The sequence below is a fragment of the uncultured Roseobacter sp. genome (assembly GCF_947499265.1).
Lineage (GTDB): Bacteria > Pseudomonadota > Alphaproteobacteria > Rhodobacterales > Rhodobacteraceae > Roseobacter.
This window is the reverse complement of record NZ_CANMNK010000017.1, coordinates 1-18929: the sequence shown is the minus strand read 5'-3', so window position 1 is coordinate 18929 and position 18929 is coordinate 1. Positions and strand designations below refer to the sequence as shown.

The 18929-nt window shown below is 55.2% G+C and carries 16 protein-coding genes and 1 pseudogene; 11 read left to right on the top strand and 6 right to left on the bottom strand.

The features are described from left to right. Positions 1–148: 148 nt before the first annotated feature. Positions 149–1063 carry a LysR family transcriptional regulator gene (locus tag Q1A63_RS25165; RefSeq protein WP_298976115.1) on the bottom strand — a complete coding sequence of 305 codons (915 nt, stop codon included), beginning with the start codon at positions 1061–1063 and terminating at the stop codon, positions 149–151. A 189-nt stretch (positions 1064–1252) separates the two neighbouring features. Here Q1A63_RS25165 and Q1A63_RS25160 point away from each other — a divergent pair, with 189 nt between their 5' ends. The 9 genes and pseudogenes from Q1A63_RS25160 to Q1A63_RS25120 all read left to right on the top strand — a co-directional run bounded on the left by Q1A63_RS25160 (position 1253) and on the right by Q1A63_RS25120 (position 10595). Continuing rightward, complete coding sequence (locus Q1A63_RS25160) at positions 1253–1873, top strand: class I SAM-dependent methyltransferase (protein WP_298976113.1); 621 nt, start codon at positions 1253–1255, stop codon at positions 1871–1873. 34 nt (positions 1874–1907) lie between these two features. Then, the gene (locus tag Q1A63_RS25155) at positions 1908–2564 is read left to right on the top strand and encodes a DUF2306 domain-containing protein (RefSeq protein WP_299632702.1); all 657 of its coding nucleotides are present in this window, start codon (positions 1908–1910) and stop codon (positions 2562–2564) included. Positions 2565–2626: 62 nt separating this feature from the next. Continuing rightward, positions 2627–3046: a DUF6326 family protein gene (locus Q1A63_RS25150; protein ID WP_298976110.1), complete on the top strand. Its 420-nt coding sequence runs from the start codon at positions 2627–2629 to the stop codon at positions 3044–3046. Between the two features lie 31 nt (positions 3047–3077). After that, the gene (locus Q1A63_RS25145) at positions 3078–3764 is read left to right on the top strand and encodes a methyltransferase domain-containing protein (protein ID WP_298976109.1); all 687 of its coding nucleotides are present in this window, start codon (positions 3078–3080) and stop codon (positions 3762–3764) included. 38 nt (positions 3765–3802) lie between these two features. Further along, complete coding sequence (locus Q1A63_RS25140) at positions 3803–4174, top strand: VOC family protein (protein WP_298976107.1); 372 nt, start codon at positions 3803–3805, stop codon at positions 4172–4174. 76 nt (positions 4175–4250) lie between these two features. Beyond that, positions 4251–4724, top strand: coding sequence for a GNAT family N-acetyltransferase (locus Q1A63_RS25135; RefSeq protein ID WP_298976106.1), 474 nt, complete (start codon positions 4251–4253; stop codon positions 4722–4724). A gap of 770 nt (positions 4725–5494) precedes the next feature. Continuing rightward, positions 5495–6519: pseudogene (locus Q1A63_RS25130) on the top strand (IS110 family transposase). Positions 6520–7011: 492 nt separating this feature from the next. Beyond that, the gene (locus Q1A63_RS25125) at positions 7012–8658 is read left to right on the top strand and encodes a hypothetical protein (protein ID WP_299632701.1); all 1647 of its coding nucleotides are present in this window, start codon (positions 7012–7014) and stop codon (positions 8656–8658) included. A 260-nt stretch (positions 8659–8918) separates the two neighbouring features. Next, positions 8919–10595, top strand: a complete 1677-nt coding sequence (locus Q1A63_RS25120) for a hypothetical protein (RefSeq protein WP_299632700.1) — start codon at positions 8919–8921, stop codon at positions 10593–10595. 210 nt (positions 10596–10805) lie between these two features. Here the strand turns inward: Q1A63_RS25120 and Q1A63_RS25115 are convergent, their stop codons facing one another. The 4 genes from Q1A63_RS25115 to Q1A63_RS25100 form a co-directional block, all read right to left on the bottom strand. Further along, positions 10806–11201 (bottom strand): toll/interleukin-1 receptor domain-containing protein, encoded by a 396-nt coding sequence (locus Q1A63_RS25115; protein WP_298976090.1) that lies wholly within the window; start codon positions 11199–11201, stop codon positions 10806–10808. 373 nt (positions 11202–11574) lie between these two features. Next, positions 11575–11727 (bottom strand): HNH endonuclease domain-containing protein, encoded by a 153-nt coding sequence (locus Q1A63_RS25110; RefSeq protein ID WP_298976258.1) that lies wholly within the window; start codon positions 11725–11727, stop codon positions 11575–11577. 153 nt (positions 11728–11880) lie between these two features. Then, complete coding sequence (locus tag Q1A63_RS25105) at positions 11881–14940, bottom strand: SMC family ATPase (protein ID WP_298976088.1); 3060 nt, start codon at positions 14938–14940, stop codon at positions 11881–11883. Then, the gene (locus Q1A63_RS25100; RefSeq protein ID WP_298976086.1) at positions 14937–16082 is read right to left on the bottom strand and encodes an exonuclease SbcCD subunit D; all 1146 of its coding nucleotides are present in this window, start codon (positions 16080–16082) and stop codon (positions 14937–14939) included. The genes Q1A63_RS25105 and Q1A63_RS25100 overlap by 4 nt, the downstream gene beginning before the upstream one ends. Before the next feature lie 71 nt (positions 16083–16153). On the opposite strand from Q1A63_RS25100, the gene Q1A63_RS25095 reads away from it, so the two are divergent. Continuing rightward, the gene (locus Q1A63_RS25095; RefSeq protein ID WP_298976084.1) at positions 16154–16972 is read left to right on the top strand and encodes a WYL domain-containing protein; all 819 of its coding nucleotides are present in this window, start codon (positions 16154–16156) and stop codon (positions 16970–16972) included. Then, a complete protein-coding gene (locus tag Q1A63_RS25090; RefSeq protein ID WP_366524399.1) occupies positions 16962–17204 on the top strand; it encodes a WGR domain-containing protein in 243 nt (80 codons plus the stop codon). Before Q1A63_RS25095 ends, Q1A63_RS25090 begins: the two co-directional genes overlap by 11 nt. A gap of 244 nt (positions 17205–17448) precedes the next feature. On the opposite strand, the gene Q1A63_RS25085 is transcribed toward Q1A63_RS25090, so the two are convergent. Continuing rightward, positions 17449–18651, bottom strand: coding sequence for a hypothetical protein (locus tag Q1A63_RS25085; protein WP_298976081.1), 1203 nt, complete (start codon positions 18649–18651; stop codon positions 17449–17451). Positions 18652–18929: the final 278 nt, after the last annotated feature.

The following is an 18929-nucleotide window of genomic DNA, read 5'->3' as shown; positions in this document are numbered from 1 at the left end:
TTGCAGCTTCCCCGAAGCGGACGTTGATCGATTGCGCAGCATTTCCAACATTGGCGTACACTCATCGGACAAAACGAACTCGTGCAAGCGCAGCTTCAATTGCTGCCACGCGACCTCACTTGCTCCGGGTTCGGCGCGTTTACACCTATCAATCGCCGCCACCTCGGCGCTTCGCAACGTCTGACAGACCCCGGGCCAGCAGGTCGAATACGATCCGGATACGGCGGCTGGTCTGTAACTCCCGATGGGTGACCAGCCAGATTGGAAACTCAAGCGAAGGGAAATCCGGCAAGACCTTCTCTATGCCAGGTTCAGCCTCGCCCAACATTTCGGGCTGCATCGAGACGCCATAGCCCGCTTTCACCAATTCCCATGCGACGACACCGCTCTCGCTCGACATCACGAAGCTCTCTGCGCGAACGGGCACGCCCATGTTGTGCAGTGGGGCCATAAGCCGCTCGGGGTCGGCGTTGCCGACGAAATCGAGAGCGGCCACATCGCGCGGTGTATGCGGGCGGCCCGCACGATCGAGATAGTCGGTCGCGGCATAGAGAGTGGCGCGAAAGTCGCCCAAGTGCCGTGCGATCAGGTCAGGCTGATCCGGGCGGACGTGGCGTATCGCGATGTCCGCCTCGCGCTGCGTCAAATTCTGCATCTCGCTCGACGCAAGAATGCGGACGCAGATGCCTGGCGCCATCTGTCGCAACGGCTTGAGCACGCCCGGCAGGATTGCTGCTGACAAGAGGTCCGTTCCCGTGACCGTGACCTCGCCGGTGACATCCTGAGATTTCCCGTCGGCCACCATCGAGATGAGCGTCGCAGCCTCGCCCATCGTGCGCATGTGATCAATCAGGTCGCGCCCCGCTTCCGTCAAGGTGAGACCACGGACACTGCGTTCTACCAGCGTGACACCAAGTGCCTCCTCCAACGCACCTATCTGCCGTCCTATCGTCGGTTGCGTTGTCTTCAGCACGCGCGCCGCGCCACTGAACGAACCCTCCTCTGCTGTCGCGAGGAAGGCGCGCACTTGGTTCCAATCGAAGGAGACGGCCTGCCAGTTCATACATGAGCGTATAGCAGGTGGACGAATTTAGGCAATCGACCTTTCATGAGCGCATGGATGATACCGACCGCGAAACGAGATCAGCCCGGTCTCAGCAATCGAAAGCGACACAATGTACTCCGCAGTTTCTTCTGACTGGCGCATTCGCGCTGCTTCAAACCCGAAGTGCAACACACAAAGGAAACCGACATGACTGCCCAAGCCTTCTGGGACCGGCATGCGCCCAAGTACGCCAAAAAGCCCATCGCCGATGTCACTGCCTACGAAGAAAAGCTAAGGTGCGTGATGGTGCTTCTTCGGCCGACCGATCACGTTCTTGAAATTGGCTGCGGGACAGGCGGAACGGCGAATAAGATCGCGCCTGTCGTCGCTCATGTGACCGCAACCGACTTCTCTGCCGAGATGATCCGGATCGCCCGGTCACGATCAGGCGGAGATGCCGCGAGAACACCAGAATTTATTCAGGCGGAGGCGGCGCAACACATTCCTGGCCAACCGTTCGAGGTCATTTGCGCGTTCAGCCTGCTTCACCTGGTGGATGACATACCCACCGTGCTGGATGCAGCATTCCACCAAATGAAACGCGGCGGTCACTTCATATCAAAGACGGTTTGTCTGAAGGATGCGCCGCGCTGGACGCGAGCCATGGTTCGCGTGCTCATGGCCGTGCGGATCGCGCCTAATGTGATCATCTTGAGTCGCGCTGAATTGACCCGGCACCTGATCCAGGCCGGGTTCGAAATCGAGCAAACGCGGTACTTCGGAAAGGACCGACTGAGCCCCTTTATCGTCGCGCGCAAGCCCGCCTGAGGCAGACCAACACCTTATACTGAGAGACCGAAGCATGCACTTCATCAGCCGTCGCGAATGGGCGTTCCTTGCCCTCGTGTTCCTCTACTCTTTCATCCCGGCAGTCGTCGGGCTGGTCCGGCTTCCGGAACTTCTCTGCGCTCCGGCGATCATCCCGCCGAACCCGCGTGCGGTGATCGATCCCCTCCCGATCACATTGCATATCCTTGGCAGTTCAATTTTCTGCCTTGTAGGGGCTGTGCAGTTCCTGCCGAGCCTGAGGCGCTACCGCCCCGCCCTGCACAGGACCCTCGGGCGGGTCGTGGCGGCAGCGGGATGCATCAGCGCGCTCAGCGGTCTCTGGATGACCGTGGCCTATGCATTTCCCGACGCCCTGCAGGGACCACTGCTTTACGTGGCAAGGGTCACGCTCAGCCTCGCGATGGTCGCCCTTATCGCATGGGCGATCGTCGCAATCCGGTCGCAAAAAGTCGCTGCGCACCGCGCCGCGATGCTGCGCGCCTATGCCATCGCCCAAGGGGCCTCAACACAGACCGCGCTCTTTCTGGTCGCAATGGCCCTCATTGACACCGAACTGCTGGGATTTTGGCGAGACCTCCTGTTGGTTGGGGCGTGGGCCATCAACCTTGCGGTTGCGGAACTCCTGATCCGCCGCGCCTTTGCGGCGCGCACATCCGGTGCCGTGATCTGAACCCGACCGTGCTCCCGGCCAGGTACCAGAAAACTCCTGAAACACAGAAAGAAGGCACCGAAATGAGACGGCTCGATCCCCGTATTTTTCTGTCGGCCCTGTGGCTGTTCATACTGCTCAACATCATCTTTCGCGACATTCACCAGTTTGTCCTCGCGTCCCATATCGAGATGCTTCTGACAGGCCATTACAACGGCATCGAGATCACCGAAGGGCTGATGCTTCTGGGCGGTTTCCTCATCCAGATCCCAATTGCGATGGTGCTCTGCTCGCTCCTGCTAACCCGCAGGATCGGTCGCCCTTTCACTTTCCTTGCGGCGATCGTCACGACGGGTACGCCCTTTTCCTCGCCCCCCACCGACATGGATGACGCCTTTCACCTCGTCATCGAGATCGTGGCTCTAATGGCAATTCTCTGGACCGCATGGATGTGGCCCGAGCACGAACACACCGCGCCGCAATCCGACGCAAGTTCTTCGTAAAAAAAATGTGTGCGCACCGCGAACACTATGAATGAGTAATAGGACCAAAGAGATGTTGGCAGAAACGCCTATAAGCGATGCGGTTGATCTTTATGACAAACTTGCACCTCGCTATGACAAACTTCATCATCGCTGGCTACGTCATGCAGGCGGTGAGGCGCAGGCCGCCCTGGAAGGCCTGGTGCGTGCACTCGCGACGCCGAATTCGAAGTTTTTGGATGCTGGGTGCGGCACCGGCAATCTGGCACGTGCATTGATTGCCGAGGGGATGCCCCCGAATTTGATGACCCTTCTCGACCCTTCCGCGGCCATGCTGGCGCGCTGCGCCGACATTCCTGTGCCAAAGATACAAGGACGGTTGGAGTCCTTGCCGTTTGAGAATGGCACCTTCGATCTTGTGACCTGTGCTTGGGTTTTGGAAACCGTCCCCGATCCCTATCTGGCTTTGACAGAGCTTTGCAGGGTTGTTCGAGCCGGCGGCGCGCTTTGTCTCGCGTTTTGCGCGGATGAGCCTGCCCGTGGCCTTGCCGACAGCCTAATGCGCCAGGCGCTTTTGTTTCGCGGGACAGGCCGGTTTATGTCCCGCTCCCGATTGATGCAGGCAATCGAGCGTTTCGAAAACTTCGAAGTGCGGGCAGTTCCGAGCCACGGTCCGGCCTCGACCTTACTTGCAAGGCGGTCTGGCGCAGCAACCCAGCGTCTTGGTAGCCGAGCGTAGTGTTGAAAATGACGCCCACAGAATCACGGAGAGCAAGCATGATCGGATATTTTACCCTCGGAACCGACAACTTCGAGGCCGCGCTGAAATTCTACGACGCCTTGTTTTCGAGTGTGGGCGCAAACCGCCTTTGGAAACACGGCGATATGGCCGCATGGGGGCGCTCGCGGACCGAACCTGCGTTATGCCTTGCTCGTCCATTCAATGGGGAACCGGCAAACGTTGAAAGGGGGGTGATGGTCGCTTTGAAAATGACCAACAGAGAAGCCGTCGATACGCTTCACGCCAAGTGCCTCGAACTTGGCGGAACAGATGAGGGACCCCCCGGCCCACGCGGAGATCGTGGTTTCTACGGGGGGTATTTCCGGGATTTGGATGGCAACAAGCTGAATGCGTATGTCCCAGCGTGACAGTAGGCAAAGAGTTAGCTGTTGAAATATCGCGTTCAGCGGACAATGAGCGACGAGCACATCGAAAGACGCCGCAATGAGATCTGAAATAAAATTCGTCCGATTGTCGGAAATCGACCCAGGAGAAATCTTGGCGCACATGTCCGACCCTCGTTTGGCCGAGCATATGCCGCTTCTGAAATTGACTTGGAATGCCGAGACAGTGGCGCGGTTTGTCGCCAAAAAGGAAGAATGTTGGCGCCGTGATGGACTTGGACATTGGGCATTTTTGTCCGATGACCGATATGTCGGCTGGGGTGGATTTCAAAGAGAAGGAGCCGAGTGGGATTTCGGACTTGTCTTGCGGCCCGACACGTTTGGCCTCGGGCCACGCATCTCGCGAAGGTCAATCGATTTCGCGATTTCCGATGAACGCATCCCGTATGTAACATTCCTTTTGCCAACATCTCGCACGCACCTGCGGGCGCTCGACAGACTTGGTGCGTGGCAGGTTGGCAAAGTCGATTATGACGGGGCAACCTTCCTCAAATTTCAACTTGCGACAGAATGACAGCATCGTCCGATTTCTGGCACGTCGCCAGCTTCAGAATGTGTCGTAGCTCGCGGCCCAAAGCTGCCCTTCACCCAACTCTTTCGACGCTGCGGTGCGGCCCACCAAAGCCGCCGTTCGCTGCGAGCGCAAAGTCTGAAGAGGTGAGAGCTCACATATCGCGGGACGAAGCGCTCCTTCGCTGCGGCTGCGCCAAGGTCGACTTCGGATTTTTATGCAGCAGGCTATCAACAGGAAGACATTGCGAGCCAACCGACGTCGTTTCTTGCCCCTCGCTCACAGTCCTCGAGGCTCCCATAGTAGCCGGACATTTCTGGGCACGACCAGTAACCCCCATCCGGGTAGTAGAGTAGCTCGTCGTCTTCGACCGGTATCCACACATTCTCATAGTAGCGGAAGAATTTTCGATCAGGACTTACTCGTATATCGACTGAACGTGTGTCGTCGTCGTTTCGCAACGTCTTCTCTAAGGCCCAAATACTCATCTAATTGGCGTAACATTCCTGAAACAGGTCAACAAGAAGCCAACATTCACACAGTTTGCAGCATCAGTCATTTTGGACTCTCTGCCGCCATCCGGGCAATCGCCGCCCTATTTTGACTGTCGCAAATTATGCCAGCAATCACAGCCCATACCTGCCTTTGATCTGTAGGCAGTGATGCTGCGGTGCGGCCCGTCATAGCGGATGGGGTGGATAGCTCCTGCTCCACCCGGCGTCGCAATGCGCCATACTGCAGTTGTCTATCACTGCCAGGAAAGGAGCTACCCAATGCAAGTTACAACAGTCGGCATCGATTTGGCCAAACATGTTTTTCAGGTCCACGGGATTGCTAAGGATGGGGAGGTTGTTTTCAATCGAGCTATCCGACGTGCGCAACTCATGCAGTTCTTCACCAATCTAGAGCCCTGTCTGATCGGCATGGAGGCATGTGGGTCCAGTCATTATTGGGCGCGGGAACTGACCAAGCTTGGGCACGATGTTCGCTTGATCCCAGCTAATTATGTGAAGCCCTACGTCAAACGAGGCAAATCCGACGCCAATGATGCCGAAACCATCTGCGAAGCAGTGACGTGCCCAACGATGCGGTTCGTTGCACCCAAGTCCGAAGAACAGCAAGCCGTTTTATTCCTGCATCGTGCGCGTGATTTGATCGTCAGACAGCGAACGCAACTGAGCAACATGCTTCGTAGCTTGCTCGCCGAGTTTGGTGTCATTATTCCTCAAGGAACTGGAGCCGCGGTCAAATACGCCAAAGATATTCTGGAAGGAGAGAAACCCGCCCTTCCACAGATCGCAATAGATGTCCTGAGACAGCTCAGCCACCAACTTGTTGCGATGCATCTGAGGTTCCGTTGGTACGAGATGCGCATGCGGCTGCATTCAAAATTGGACAAACGCGTCATGTTGTTGCGCACAATTCCTGGTGTCGGTCCTGTGACCGCTTCAGCCATCGTAGCCACGGTTGGTGATGCGACGCAGTTTAAGAATGGCCGACAATTTGCAGCCTGGTTAGGTCTCACGCCTCTGAACTTATCCAGCGGCGGAAAAGAACGATTAGGACGGATCACAAAGATGGGTGACCGTTACATTCGACGTCTTTTGGTGACCGGCATGACAGCGCGATTGCGGCAAATGAAAGTGAACCCTGACCGCGTCGATCATGGGCCATTGGCCTTCTTGAGCGCAAGCCTGCTCGACTCGCGACCGTCGCAATAGCGAACAAGACCGCACGAATAGTCTGGGCGGTGCTGACCAGGAACGACTACTATCGGCCTCACACAGCCCAAAAATAAGGAAAAGGAACACCTGAGACAGCAAGACCTTTGAAATGATGGCGCACAGTCAGCCCGCCAACCAAGACACCCCGTCGAATGTCTGGGACACTCTGTTGTCCGGTAAGCCGTTTGGGACTTGGTCGCGGAAACCATCCACTGTCCGTCAGGGCATTGCGCAGCAATGTCCCGAGAGGGAGGGCCAGCGGCTACGAGTGCCGCGCAAACAGGCCCCTCTCGGCAGATTTGCGTTGCAAATCGCCTGTCGGGCAATGGGAACACACGTCTGCTTCTGACCAGTGCGAAATTACTTCAAAAATGTCTTGCTATGCAGGAGCTATCCACACAGGACATTTGGTTTGGGAGCGGACTGATCCCTTGGCTGTAGGAGCCGACCTTAGCGTTGGAGGGTTCAATGTCTGTTATCAAAATGCTCAACCGAAAATCATATTTAGGTCAGATTTATCGAATATGCAGTTTTCTTGTGCAGGAACATTACGGTGATTTTCAAAAATGGACGTCAAAATCGAGCTCTCGGACCCAATTGGGATGATCAAACAGGGGTTGGAAAGATTGGCGGATGCTAAGCGTACAGCCTATCTTGATCGCTTGGAACTCTTATCACGATTTGAAAAACGCGCGGCTTGGACGGACAAAGCCTGGACCTATTGGGACTTTGAAGCTGCCTCCGAAGAACTTGCCTATCTCAAAACGCAAAACCTTTCGATGCGGCAAGTTGATCAACGCTGCAAAGACTGGATCGCAAAAGATAAAGCAACAAAACCCCCGTTGGTACAGCTGATCGAGACTGGCAACGCCGAAGGCATGACGAACAAGGTCCGCGACCTCATCGAAGCTGGAGAGGACCCCAACGCATTTTCTCTCCTCAAAGAAACGCCGTTGGATTTCGCGCGCTATTCTGGGTATCGCGATGTCTTCGACGTCCTGATTGAACTTGGAGCCGAGGGCGAAAAAGCCGGATTCAGCAAATTGCATCATGTCGTGCGCTATGGCGATGTGCCTGCGGTCGTGGCGCTAATCGACACCTTTGATATCCTTTGGTGGCGTCTTGATGCCAATTCGGTCCTGCACGAGGCGGTTCTGGCCGAGAAGCCCGATGTGTTGACCGCCCTGCTTGATCACTTGGTGACGCAGGGACGGATTCAAGAGGAGCACGTGAGAGATTGCTGCGGCATGGCCGCGTCTTTGGGGGATCCCGCAATGTTGCATCCGTTTTTGGAGCACGGAGTGCAGCCTGATGACGCGCTCGACGCAACGTTGGAAAAATTTGATACGCAAACCCTAAAATTGCTCCTGAAGCAGGGGGCGGATGTCCATCAGATCACGGATGTCCTCATGTACCATAACCAGCCTCTGAGCGTGAAAGACGCACACGGGCAACCTGCGATAACCGAGTATATCAGAACGCTTCTGGATGCGGGCTGGAGCGTCGATGACGTCGATGAATTCGAGCGGGAGCAAATCCGCTTTGTTACCGAAGCGTATATGATCCCCCAGCAGGACACGACAGCACCCGGTTATCTGGACCCAGCCAGCCACTGTGCAGGTAACGCAAATCCAGAAGAACGCACGCTGCCCTACTATCTCGAAATGCTGCGCACCGGAGAAAGCTCTTTTGCTGCGCGAAAACGCCTTCCGGATCTGCCCTACGCGGCCTGGACAACAGACAGGTTTGGGCAATCGACGACGCGCCTGCCAGATGGGCGTTGGGTTCAGATTGGTGGTGAGCACGAAGATTCCTATGACAGTGACTTCGTGATTTTCAGCGATGTCGTGGTGCTCGGGCCAAGCGGAGATGCGCGGATATTCTTCTATCCCGCGTCGATTTTCCCCCCAACCGATTTCCACTCTGCCACGTTGATTGGTGACGCGATCTGGATCATTGGGGGGCTTGGCTACATGGGGGACAGGAAAGACGACATTACACCTGTATTCCGGCTTAACCTGCAGGATTTTAGTATTTCTAGCGTCGAGACCACCGGTGACGCCCCGGGCTGGATCAGTCGCCATACTGCAGAGCTGGTTGGTTCGGTTATTAATGTGTCAGGCGGCAGCATCTCGTCTCGAGGTCAATACCGAGATTATCAAGGAGCCTACTCGTTTGATGTAGAAACGTGCGAATGGAAGCAGCTGAATTAAAAGGAACAGCTCATCGGTCAAAGTTGCTAAAATCACCATCTATCGCCTACTTGTTGTTGCCAAACATCGGGCCAAACACGCATCGACAAATGAGATGTGAGCCTCACTCGCGTCCAAGTTACACGCAACACTGCCCAAATATTGATTTCAATGTTGTTTAGGCCGAACATGTTGGCCCCCCAACATCGCCTTCTCGATGACTAACTTTGGTCCCAGTGTCACCAATACAATGGCTGATCATCGCTCAGCGGAACGACATCATGCGCTACATCTTTTGTCTTATCTTTTTGTTCGTAGGGTCCACCATTGCCAGCGCGGAATTGCCAAGCCGCGACGAAATCAAGGATCTCATCTGGTCAGGTGAACACACCCAAGCGCGCAAGGTTATCGAAGCATGGGTATTGGAATACGAGTCCAAAAATGCCACAGCGGATGAGGTTCGAGACATCTTTATCGGCCTGTCCCGAAGTCACCCAAAGACCCAAAAGTTCGTTCAGCGATGGATGGATGAAGAGCCGAGCAACCCACTGCCACAAATCGCGCGCGCTTGGGCGTTGTGGAATGCTTCCGGAATTTTGGGACGTGGTGGTTCCAAAAGATCGGTCAGCCTCGCTTGGGATCTTTACTATAACGCGCGCGATCTTGCGGCTCGGGCTTACATGACAAAACCGAACCTCATTCCGGCCTCTGACGCTGTAATCCGGGGTTTGGCGAGCGGTCCAGGTGTTTTGCACCGTCATGATGAAGTACGTCGGATTCTCAGAGCAGATCCAAATTGGGGATCAGTCCAAAGATACGTGAATTCGTTTTTGAATGAGAGTATGGCATACGAAGATTTCCTCCATATCTGCGGGACTTTATCATCCTATTTCCCAGATGAGATGTACCAAGACACAGTTCATCGCTGCATCATGACAGCGAGCGCCGATTGGACGTTTGCATGGCTCAATGAATACGGGAAGCAGTTTTTTCGACAGCATGTGAATGAAGATACGACGCTGACCAGCGCCTATGTCTTTGCGACAAAGGTGGATCTCACGCGTGCGCATGCCGACGATATCCTTTGGGCGCATCACGTTGTTCTCGACACTGCATTTGATCAGTTTCGCCTACATAAACTTCGTACGGTAGCAACGAAACTCGCCCAATCCCCAGTTCTACGCGCGTTGAACCTCAACACCCATTCGCAGTTTTTGTTGAAGCGCCAAAAGAGGGCGCAAAATCTACTAGACGACGACCCGTTCAACGAAGCTTTACTGGATTTCGTAGAAGAAGCCACTGAATTGACCCTGTCACACCAACGCGCGGACGCCTGTGGGCGCGCCGTTGGCGAAAATGGATGCGATCTGACCTTTGAAGAGCAGCAAGACTTCTTTGCGAATAAACGCGAACACCGCGGTGCAATTCTATTGGCCCGTCTGCGGTCCAACCCTTGGGCACCTGAACACTGGAGCAATCTGTCAGACCACCTTTACAGCGACCCCGTGTCTCTGTTTGACGGCGATTTGGCCCTACAAAATGCGGCCGCGCTTTCTGACGACCCCTTGAATTATGTCAATCAAATCCTCGCGCGCAAAGTTGTGCAGTTTTCTGCACTTCAAGACATTGAATACAACCTCAATCAAGCGCAACCGGAGTACATCGATCAGCTCCGATCGACGGATGTCGTCAGCCAAATCCACTGCCCCTTCTTGCGTGCTTACAAGTATCGCGCTGCTCTATGTCAGTTATCGGAACAGAAAGGATGCTCACCCTACGACGCAGAAGACGAGGCAATGATTGGGATGTGGGACATCATGCGCACACTCGCCGCAAAAGAGCCGGCATGTCAGTCTGTACTCGCGTCGTCCGGCGATGATCTTGCCTATCCGGTGCGTGCTTACGAAGACGCGTTCAGCTACGGATATGGAAAGGGCTTAGAGCCTTCCCAACCATAAGCTCGGCTAACAATGCTTAGTAAGCCATTTGAAAGAGCTTCCAAATTTTTCAAGAACGGCCCTGAGCTGACCTTAGACCTTAACTCGGGTTTCTGCGATGCGGCCCGCCAAACCGGACATTTGCTGCGATTGCAAAAACACAATTCGAAAGCCTACCGTCGGAAAGATAAGTGCAATTAGGCATCGTTTGAGCTGTCGCGTTTACAGCAACTAGGTGTCGACCAGTTCGGCTATCTTTTTTGCAACCTCAACCATTGGCTCTTCGGCCGTGCTTAGGCCAGCCCTAGAAGCAAGCAACAAGCTGACCTGCTCAAGCTCTTCATAAGTTGTTCCATGAACAACCGGAACCAATCGCTCCCGTCTCAAAAGCGCGGAAAGTTCCTTGTCAGCTACACCTTCTGCAGGCAGGCGACGCAACATGGCTGGCGTCACCAAAACGATTCCAATACGTGAGTTCACCAGTCCTTTGTCGATGGCGCGCATCATAGGCACGCCTAGGCCAAGATCTTTCTCGCTGAACCACACTCGAACGCCACGTGCTTCCAACAGGTCATGCAATTCTTTAGCAGAGCCCTGCCGATCATCCCAAGCGTGGCAGAGGAACACGTCTCGAAGGTCGGGCTGGGCGGCTGAGAGTTTTTCTACGTTTTCTCTGACAGGTGTAAGTGCCTAAACTTGTTCCGGCGTGTACCACACACCTGAACTGGCTCCGGACCAACGCGGCTTCTTGGAACGCCGCCCCGAGCTGCCGCTCCGACCGCTATTCCTCACGTTGGACAAGTATGACGGCGACGTGCTTGACGAGTAGCCGCTATAACCACTGCTGTACCCGCCGTAGGTACGGGAGCCTCCGTAGCGGTGTCTGCATGCCGGACAATTGGCGGCCGCCGCTGCAGACTTGTGGCCTCTTACCGGTGCTGTACATCTAGCCATGCATTCTCCATTCCATCAAAAATACTTGCCATCTCGCGTACACCCACTACCATCGGCGCTTGCGAGCCGAAGCCTTGGCCCTTCTCGGCGTCTTATTCGACTTGCGCTTGTTTGCGCTAGTTTGAAGAGCTTGAAGATTCCGCCGCGCATCCGAGCCACCTTTTGACCTCGGCCAGATGTGATCAACCTGCCAACCCATAGGGCTTTCTCTGTTATAGGCCGGTTTGTAGATGACATTGCCTTGCGCGTCTCGCCTATAAAGGTTTGGATTCTTCCCTCTGATGCGGCGCGCTTTCTCCCAGACATGCTGAGCTTTGGGGTTCGTGGAATAGGGCATAGTGACCTCCTGTTGTTAAGCCGCGGATTTTCGTGGGTGAACATGGGAGCCAGAGGGTGTGACCTCGATGTCAAACCCTTCGGTAATCATGGATTTTACCTGCTCGGTGTGAGAGATCAGACCTACAGACCTCTTGTCATTGGTCAGCTCGTAAAGGGTCTCAAGCGCGGTGTTCAAAGTGTCTTCGTCTAGGGTGCCGAAGCCCTCGTCGATGAAAATTGCATCCAGTTTGATGCCGCCGCTGTTTTGCTGAACCACATCGGAGAGACCGAGAGCGAGGGCAAGTGAGGCCTGAAACCCTTCGCCACCGGACAGCGTCTTGGTCGGACGCGACTTTTCCGTGTTGGCGTCGAAGACTGCGATATCCAGCCCACGCTTTTGCCGCCCGCCAATAGCATTGTCTGGGCGAAGTAGCTGGTACCTTCCACCCGTCATGGGCCCAAGCCTTTGATTGGCGGCTACCAGAACCTCGTCGAACATCGCTGCGATGGCGAAATCGGGGAGCCGAACCTTCCGATCGTTGTTGCCGTTGACCAGGTCCGAGAGCCCACCGACTGGGCCGTATTTCGCCTCGAGGGCAGAAATGTGGGTGGAGAGTACTTGCACCTTAAGCTGCGTCTCGAGCTTCGCCTCCAGATCGCGTTTTCTACGTGTCAGGGTCTGCTGACTACTTTCCAGCTTCGACTGCGCGGAGTCTTTGGCGGCCCCCAGTGCCTCAATGTCTGGGGAGCTTTTGTCGCCGATCTCTTTTGCCAATCTCTCAAGCTGTGCTTTGTTGGCCGCTACGCGCTGGTTGTACGCGTTGATTTGCTCCTCGAGCAACTCGCACTGCGGGACGTCAGTCTTTGCAAACTCAAAACTGGTCTCATCCAGTCCGGCCGCGCTAAGCCGCTCGGCAAATTCAGCCTTGGCGTTAGAGAACGCCAGCTCCGTTCGGTCTGCACTTGCTCCAGCGCCTGTGACCCCTTCCTCGGCGCTGCTCAGTGCGATCGCAGCCGTCTTTTCGTCGTTCACGGCCTTGTCATGGGCAGCAACCAGTTCGTCCCGTTTGACAACAGCAGCCCGCAGCGCTTTTTCCAAACCGTCTGCCTGTCGCCAATTTTCGGGCACCTCTCGAAGAATGGTCTCGTAGGAAGTATTTGCTCGCGTCTCAGCGTCCCGGGCCTCCAAGAGTTCTTTACGTGTCCGCTCATAGCGAGAGTTTGCCTGCTCGATGGACACTTCAGCCGCGGCAATCTTGTCTTCGAGATCGACAAATCTGGTGTCCGATTCCAATGCGGCTTTCTTACCACGTGCTTCCGCCAGGGCGGGATCAAGGCTCTGTCGGTCCCGCTCTGGGCGATCGAGGGCGTCGAGTTCTGACTGTTTTTCAGTGAGCGAGGACTTCGCCGCAGCAAGTGCCGTCCTTGCTTCCACCTCATCACGCTCCGCTGCACGAAGGTCTTTTGTCGCCTTTTCGAATTGGTCGTGACGACCTTGTCGCTCGGGATCGCCAGTTGCCGGGTCGGGGTGATCCCGCGAACCACAGGCGGGACAGGGTACGCCTGGAAGCAGCTTCCTGGCCACGTGAAGGGCCTGTATGTCGGTCAGATCCTTTTCGGCGCGTTCCAATGCGACCTTGCAGGCATCAAGATGACCGCTCCGCTCTTTATGCTCATTCTCCAACCGTTCAACTTCGCCCGCCTGCTGATCGCGTCGGGACTTGGCAATCTCGAACCGAGACAGTGCCTCGGCCTCGCGCTCCAGCGTAGACAGAACGCTTCCTGCTGCGTGAACCGCGCGCACATGGGCCGGTTGCTCCTTCTGGAGTTTGCGCAGTGCCGCAAGAGCTTGGTCAGCATCCTTCCACTTGCCTTCTACCGCCTCCTGTTCCTCAGCCGCCGATTTGGTCTTCGCTTTCGCTGCCTCCAGGACCGCAAACAGATTGCGGGCTTGGCCGAGCGTCTTTTCGAAGCGCTCCAGCTCTTGCACATGTGCATGAGCGGCGTCACGATCTTCCTTCTGTCGCTCAGTCCGACCTAGCGCCTCCTTGGCTGAAGCGAATGCTGACCGGGCGGACGTCAGAACGTCTTTCGCTGTTGCGTGACGGGTTTGAGAGGCTTTGGCATTCTCACCCGCAGATCGCATCGTAGCTTCGGCGACCAATACAGTCTGTGCAGCACGGGCCTTGGTCAGCCGAGACTTGCTTTGCTTGATCGTTTCGGCATCGGAGAGGAGAGTGGACTCATCATGTTTGGCCAAAGCCCGCGCCGCGAGCTTTTCAGCCAGCCCCTCCCCCGCGGACAGGGCCTTCTGGCATACTGCCAACGCCTCTATTTCAGATTTCATGGTCCCTTCGAGGGTCGCGATTTCCTCGCTTATTGTGCGGATCACCTCTCCCAAGTCTTCCTCGGTCTGATCGCCCAGATGCGTTTCGCGGCGGACGCGTTCCTCGCTGATTTCACGGTACAGTGCCGTCGCATCACGTTTGATGCGTTCGACAAAACCCTCATAGAGGCGAACATCGAACAGGCGCTTGAGGATTGGCGAGCGCTCGTCGTTTGTCGCCGTCAGGATCTTTCGAAAGTCTCCTTGGGGCAGCAAGACGATCTGACGAAACTGTGCAGCGTTGTAGCCGAGAAGCGTCTCGATCTCAGCATCGACCTTGTTGACCTGTTTCTCGGCGATCACTTCGCCATCCTTGCCGTCAGCGATCTCTTCCAGCGACATACCGGTCGCCCGGAACAGGTATGCCTGGTGCGGTTCGGTCGTTGTACCCGATCCACGGCGAGCCGCCCTCTCTTGTTTCGGGATGCGTCTCACGACGTAGCGTTCGTTTCCAAGATCGAAGACGAGCTCGACCTCCGTGATATCCGTCGCATGGGCATGGTGGCACACCATGTCCTCGGCCGAACGCTCGGCTCCCGACGACTGTCCGAACAGTGCGAAAGAGATACCGTCAAAAATCGTCGTCTTGCCGGCGCCGGTCTCCCCGTAGATGCCGAAAATTCCCGCGTCGAGGGCGGCGGTAAAGTCGACGACCTCGGTTCCAGCATAGGGACCGAACGCAGTCATCTTCAATCGGATCGGCCTCATGACATGTCCTCCAGCGCCGGTCGGTCGAGAACGGTCTTGACAACTTCCGTCTCTCTCTCGGTGACGTCTTCACCGCGGACGTAAGTCAGGAACTCACCAATGACGCCGACTGGATCGTCGAGTTTTGACAGTGCACGCCCGGCGCTACTCATCACGAGGTCCTGCTTTCTTTCTCGCAGAGTCTGTAGGATGTTCGGGTAGTGTGGTCTGAGCTGGGCAGCGGGCTCGATCAATGCGCCCTCATCCAAGAGGATCGCCCGGATGTAGTCCTCGCTTGGGTTGGCTTTGGCGTCTGCAACAAGTTCGTCTAGGAGCCCCCTCACCTCGCGAACCGGTCTCAGGGGTTTGAAGACCACAGCCCGTAGATCGACCACCTGACCGCTTCCATCGAGATCGAAGACGGTCATCGACTTCGTCGTACCAGCCTCGTCGAAACCGAACGCCAGAGGAGAGCCACTGTAACGGATTGTATTTGCACCCGCCGTTTGCGGGCGATGGAGGTGACCGAGAGCCACGTAATGCGCGCCGTCGAAATTGCCGGCAGACACGGTCTCGACAGTTCCAACAGAAAGCCGACGCTCACTCTCCGTCGGCTGGCAGTTCGTCACGAACGCATGAGCCACGACGATCCAGCGAGCTCCCTCAGGCACGTGCGCCTTTGCCGCTTCTATCTGTGCCCGCAGCACATCCTCCGGCGATCGGATGCCCTCTATGTCAAAGGCACGCCTCGCAGCGTAAATCTCGCCATAGGGAAGCGCCGAGATTGCAACCTTGCCATGACTGTCCTCGAGGATCAGCGGAACTTCGTTCCGCTGGATCGGCCCACGGACGAGAATGCGACGGCGATCAAAAAGCTTGGACGCCGTACCGAGCCGCTGCCCCGAGTCATGGTTGCCCGCAATCACGACTATCGCCGCTTCGGTCTCCTCGTGGACACGCTCCAGGAAGTCGCTGTAGAGCTTCATCGCAGCCTCGGATGGGGACGCTTTGTCGTAGACGTCGCCCGCGATCAGCAAAACATCCACTGCCTCGTCGACCACCGTCCGGAACACCTGCTCGAGAACGTGCGCATGGTCTTCGTGTAAGGAAACGCCCCTCAGGGTCTTTCCCAGATGCCAGTCTGCAGTGTGAAGAACTTTCATTTCGACACCATTAATTTTTATACGTATATTTTTAAGATGGACATAGCGAAAGAGTCAAGATAGTTTTCGGCATGGCCTTTGACGACCTAAAACACGCGCAGAAGGAGCGGCTGGAGTACCTCGACCGCCTGCTCTTTTGGGACGGGACGGCAACACGCGGATCGCTCATTGAGCGCTTTAGAATCTCGAACCCGCAGGCCGCGCTGGATTTTAGAACTTATTTGCAGACCGCCAATCCCGAGGCGCTGAAGTATGACGCCTCAACGAAGAAGTACCAAACGACAAAGCAATTCTCGCGGCTTACCGGGCAGGCCACGACGGACGAACTCGAAGAGTTGCTGCTCGGAAAGAAGCGTCCTGTCTACGACGTATTACCAGACCTTCAGCGAACGCAGAACGTTCGTGCTTTTCGGCCGCTCTATCGCGCTTTGCTTGCTGGCGAGGCGATCAAGATCGTTTATCAATCTATGCGCGAGCCGGAGCCGGAGGTTCGGTGGATTGCACCGCTCCGTTTTGCGTCAGACGGCGTACGTATTCACTTGCGAGCGTGGTGCTATACCCGACGGGGTTTTCGCGACTTTATCCCGTCTCGGATCGATCCGTCCCAGTCCTTCGACCAACGCCGCACTGCAGATGACGTGCCGCGGGATGATGATTGGTTCACTTGGGCCGTCCTTCAGTTGCGGCCGCACCACAACCTGGCACCTGATCAGAAACGGGTCGTTCGGATCGAATTCGGATTCGAGGGCGAAAGCCTTGAGGTCCGCGTCCGCAAAGCGCTTGAGTTCTACACGAAACGTCGTTGGGGCCTCGACCACGAAAACCCGAGACTCGAATGTGTCGATCGCAGGTACATTGCGATGTCCGAGGAGGAGATCGATGAGAGTTGACATGACCCGCGTCGACTCAGATGTGAACATGGACAGGTTCTATTCCGTCCAACTGACACAGAGCCTCTTCGGCGAGGTCGGTATCGAACGGCAATGGGGTCGACGCCAAACTCGCGGACGGTGCAGGCTCGACTGGTACGTAGACGAGCGAGAGGCTAAATCTGCGTTTTCGGACCTCGTCAAAACGAAGCTTTCGAGGGGTTATTTCGTGAAGTCTGGCGAAGCAATTTGACGGATTTCAGACCATAGAAACCATCTGATCAACGAGACTTTTTGCAACAACATGGAAGCAATGCCGTGCAATCAAAGAGTTTTTCTTCGGGAATCTAGGCCCGTTATCGGCAAGCAATCCTCTTGCAATGCCAGTGAAGGATGGAACAGCTGCCTTTTTTCTATTGCGTTACCGCTACGGTGGAGCTTCCTTGAGCTAATTCGTACTGGATCGCGCAACTTGCACCAGGTAACTCTTCGCATTTCTATGAAGTAGAAGCAGCTTCGCCATGACCAATGGCTCGGATTCCATTGTATAGGTCGTGAAGGTGCATAGGTGACATGTCCAAGATAGGCTCAAACATGAAGGAATTCATGTGAATATTCTCAGGCGTCATTAGCAGGACCTGCTCCATCAACTTACTGGCCAGCGGAGAATCATGATCACGACGGAACCTTCTAATGAGCTTGCTTGTCTGATTTCCGCTTAGTCCGCCTACAAACTCCGGATCTTGTATCTGATCAATGATGAACTGTTCAGTTGCTAGGCGAATACCCATGGAAAGAATTACCTTATCCAACAAGGAAACTTCGTCCAACGAAGCGTTAGTAATCGCATCGCACATGTTTCCAATTTCATTAAGCACACTTGCATCACTCTCGAAGCAAGTGGCCATCATATCATCAGAGAGCACGCGATCAAAAATTCCGCGGAGGTCACGGAATGTAACAGCGTCGGAGTTGGCTTTCACGTGCAGTAAATCCGTCAACCGGTTGTATGTATCGTGATCCCCGCTGTACTCAGCAAGGTTTCTTACGAAGGGAATACAACCAACCATCGACTTCGGATTGTCCAAGGTTGTAGTCCACGCTCCTATGGGATTCTCTCCCATGGAGTCTGACTGTAACCGTATTGCATTGTTGACACGGCCTGCGATCAGTTTGTTCGGATTGTAAACGCCCAATCGACCTTTAACCGTACGGTAGAAGTCAAAATTGTGGGTAAGGACAACAAGTCGAAAATGCTCGACTGTCTTGATATCACGTAGATATTCGATGATCGCGTATTTGTTCTTGTAGTCAAACGAGTCAGCGATATCGTCGACAATCAACAAAGTTTCCTGTTCCGCCTGCATCAACGCCTGAACTTCGAAAATAATGTTCAGAATGTATAGGGCTCGGCGCTCGCCGTTGCTCAATACTTGGGACAGGTCTTCGGAGGCAATGCGACGGTTTGGGTCTCCATCCTGATCTTTGAACACAAATTCGATCTGCGGACCTTCGATTCCAAGCACGGCATCAGCCTTATTTTGCACTGATACTTTGAATGGCACCCAGAACCGTTCGTTGAACTGATCGATAACAGCTTCCCAACGGGTCAATTCAGCTTCAGCCTTCCCAACAATTACTTTTAGCTTTTCCTGGCTCGCATCATATTCGTGTAGCAGCGCTGAATACTCAGACTTCATTGTCGTCAAGTAGGCAATCCAAACCCGCCTCCGAAGTGCGTTCATGTCCTGAAGCTCAGGGACCAGATACGGGTGCTCCAACAAGTGATCTCGAAAATCGCGAAGTGCTTTCGTATTAAGCTTACCGTCCACCTTGGCGAACATTTCTCCGAGCGTTGGGTCGCTTAAAATCCGCTCCTTCTCACTGGAAATTTGACCGGCCTGGACCTGTCGCGTTTTAGTGCCGCCCCAAGTGCTCGTTTAGGCCACTTTTCGTTCGAAGGCGACCGGGCTTTTCC

What these genes read in the sequence shown, in the direction of transcription:
- Q1A63_RS25140 (WP_298976107.1), top strand. Translation starts at nt 3,803, where the DNA reads ATGATCGGATATTTTACCCTCGGAACCGACAACTTCGAGGCCGCGCTG.
- Q1A63_RS25110 (WP_298976258.1), bottom strand. Translation starts at nt 11,727, where the DNA reads ATGGGTTGGCAGGTTGATCACATCTGGCCGAGGTCAAAAGGTGGCTCG.
- Q1A63_RS25155 (WP_299632702.1), top strand. Translation starts at nt 1,908, where the DNA reads ATGCACTTCATCAGCCGTCGCGAATGGGCGTTCCTTGCCCTCGTGTTC.
- Q1A63_RS25145 (WP_298976109.1), top strand. Translation starts at nt 3,078, where the DNA reads ATGAGTAATAGGACCAAAGAGATGTTGGCAGAAACGCCTATAAGCGAT.
- Q1A63_RS25085 (WP_298976081.1), bottom strand. Translation starts at nt 18,651, where the DNA reads ATGAAGTCTGAGTATTCAGCGCTGCTACACGAATATGATGCGAGCCAG.
- Q1A63_RS25150 (WP_298976110.1), top strand. Translation starts at nt 2,627, where the DNA reads ATGAGACGGCTCGATCCCCGTATTTTTCTGTCGGCCCTGTGGCTGTTC.
- Q1A63_RS25105 (WP_298976088.1), bottom strand. Translation starts at nt 14,940, where the DNA reads ATGAGGCCGATCCGATTGAAGATGACTGCGTTCGGTCCCTATGCTGGA.
- Q1A63_RS25125 (WP_299632701.1), top strand. Translation starts at nt 7,012, where the DNA reads ATGGACGTCAAAATCGAGCTCTCGGACCCAATTGGGATGATCAAACAG.
- Q1A63_RS25090 (WP_366524399.1), top strand. Translation starts at nt 16,962, where the DNA reads ATGAGAGTTGACATGACCCGCGTCGACTCAGATGTGAACATGGACAGG.
- Q1A63_RS25165 (WP_298976115.1), bottom strand. Translation starts at nt 1,063, where the DNA reads ATGAACTGGCAGGCCGTCTCCTTCGATTGGAACCAAGTGCGCGCCTTC.
- Q1A63_RS25160 (WP_298976113.1), top strand. Translation starts at nt 1,253, where the DNA reads ATGACTGCCCAAGCCTTCTGGGACCGGCATGCGCCCAAGTACGCCAAA.
- Q1A63_RS25120 (WP_299632700.1), top strand. Translation starts at nt 8,919, where the DNA reads ATGCGCTACATCTTTTGTCTTATCTTTTTGTTCGTAGGGTCCACCATT.
- Q1A63_RS25100 (WP_298976086.1), bottom strand. Translation starts at nt 16,082, where the DNA reads ATGAAAGTTCTTCACACTGCAGACTGGCATCTGGGAAAGACCCTGAGG.
- Q1A63_RS25135 (WP_298976106.1), top strand. Translation starts at nt 4,251, where the DNA reads ATGAGATCTGAAATAAAATTCGTCCGATTGTCGGAAATCGACCCAGGA.
- Q1A63_RS25095 (WP_298976084.1), top strand. Translation starts at nt 16,154, where the DNA reads ATGGCCTTTGACGACCTAAAACACGCGCAGAAGGAGCGGCTGGAGTAC.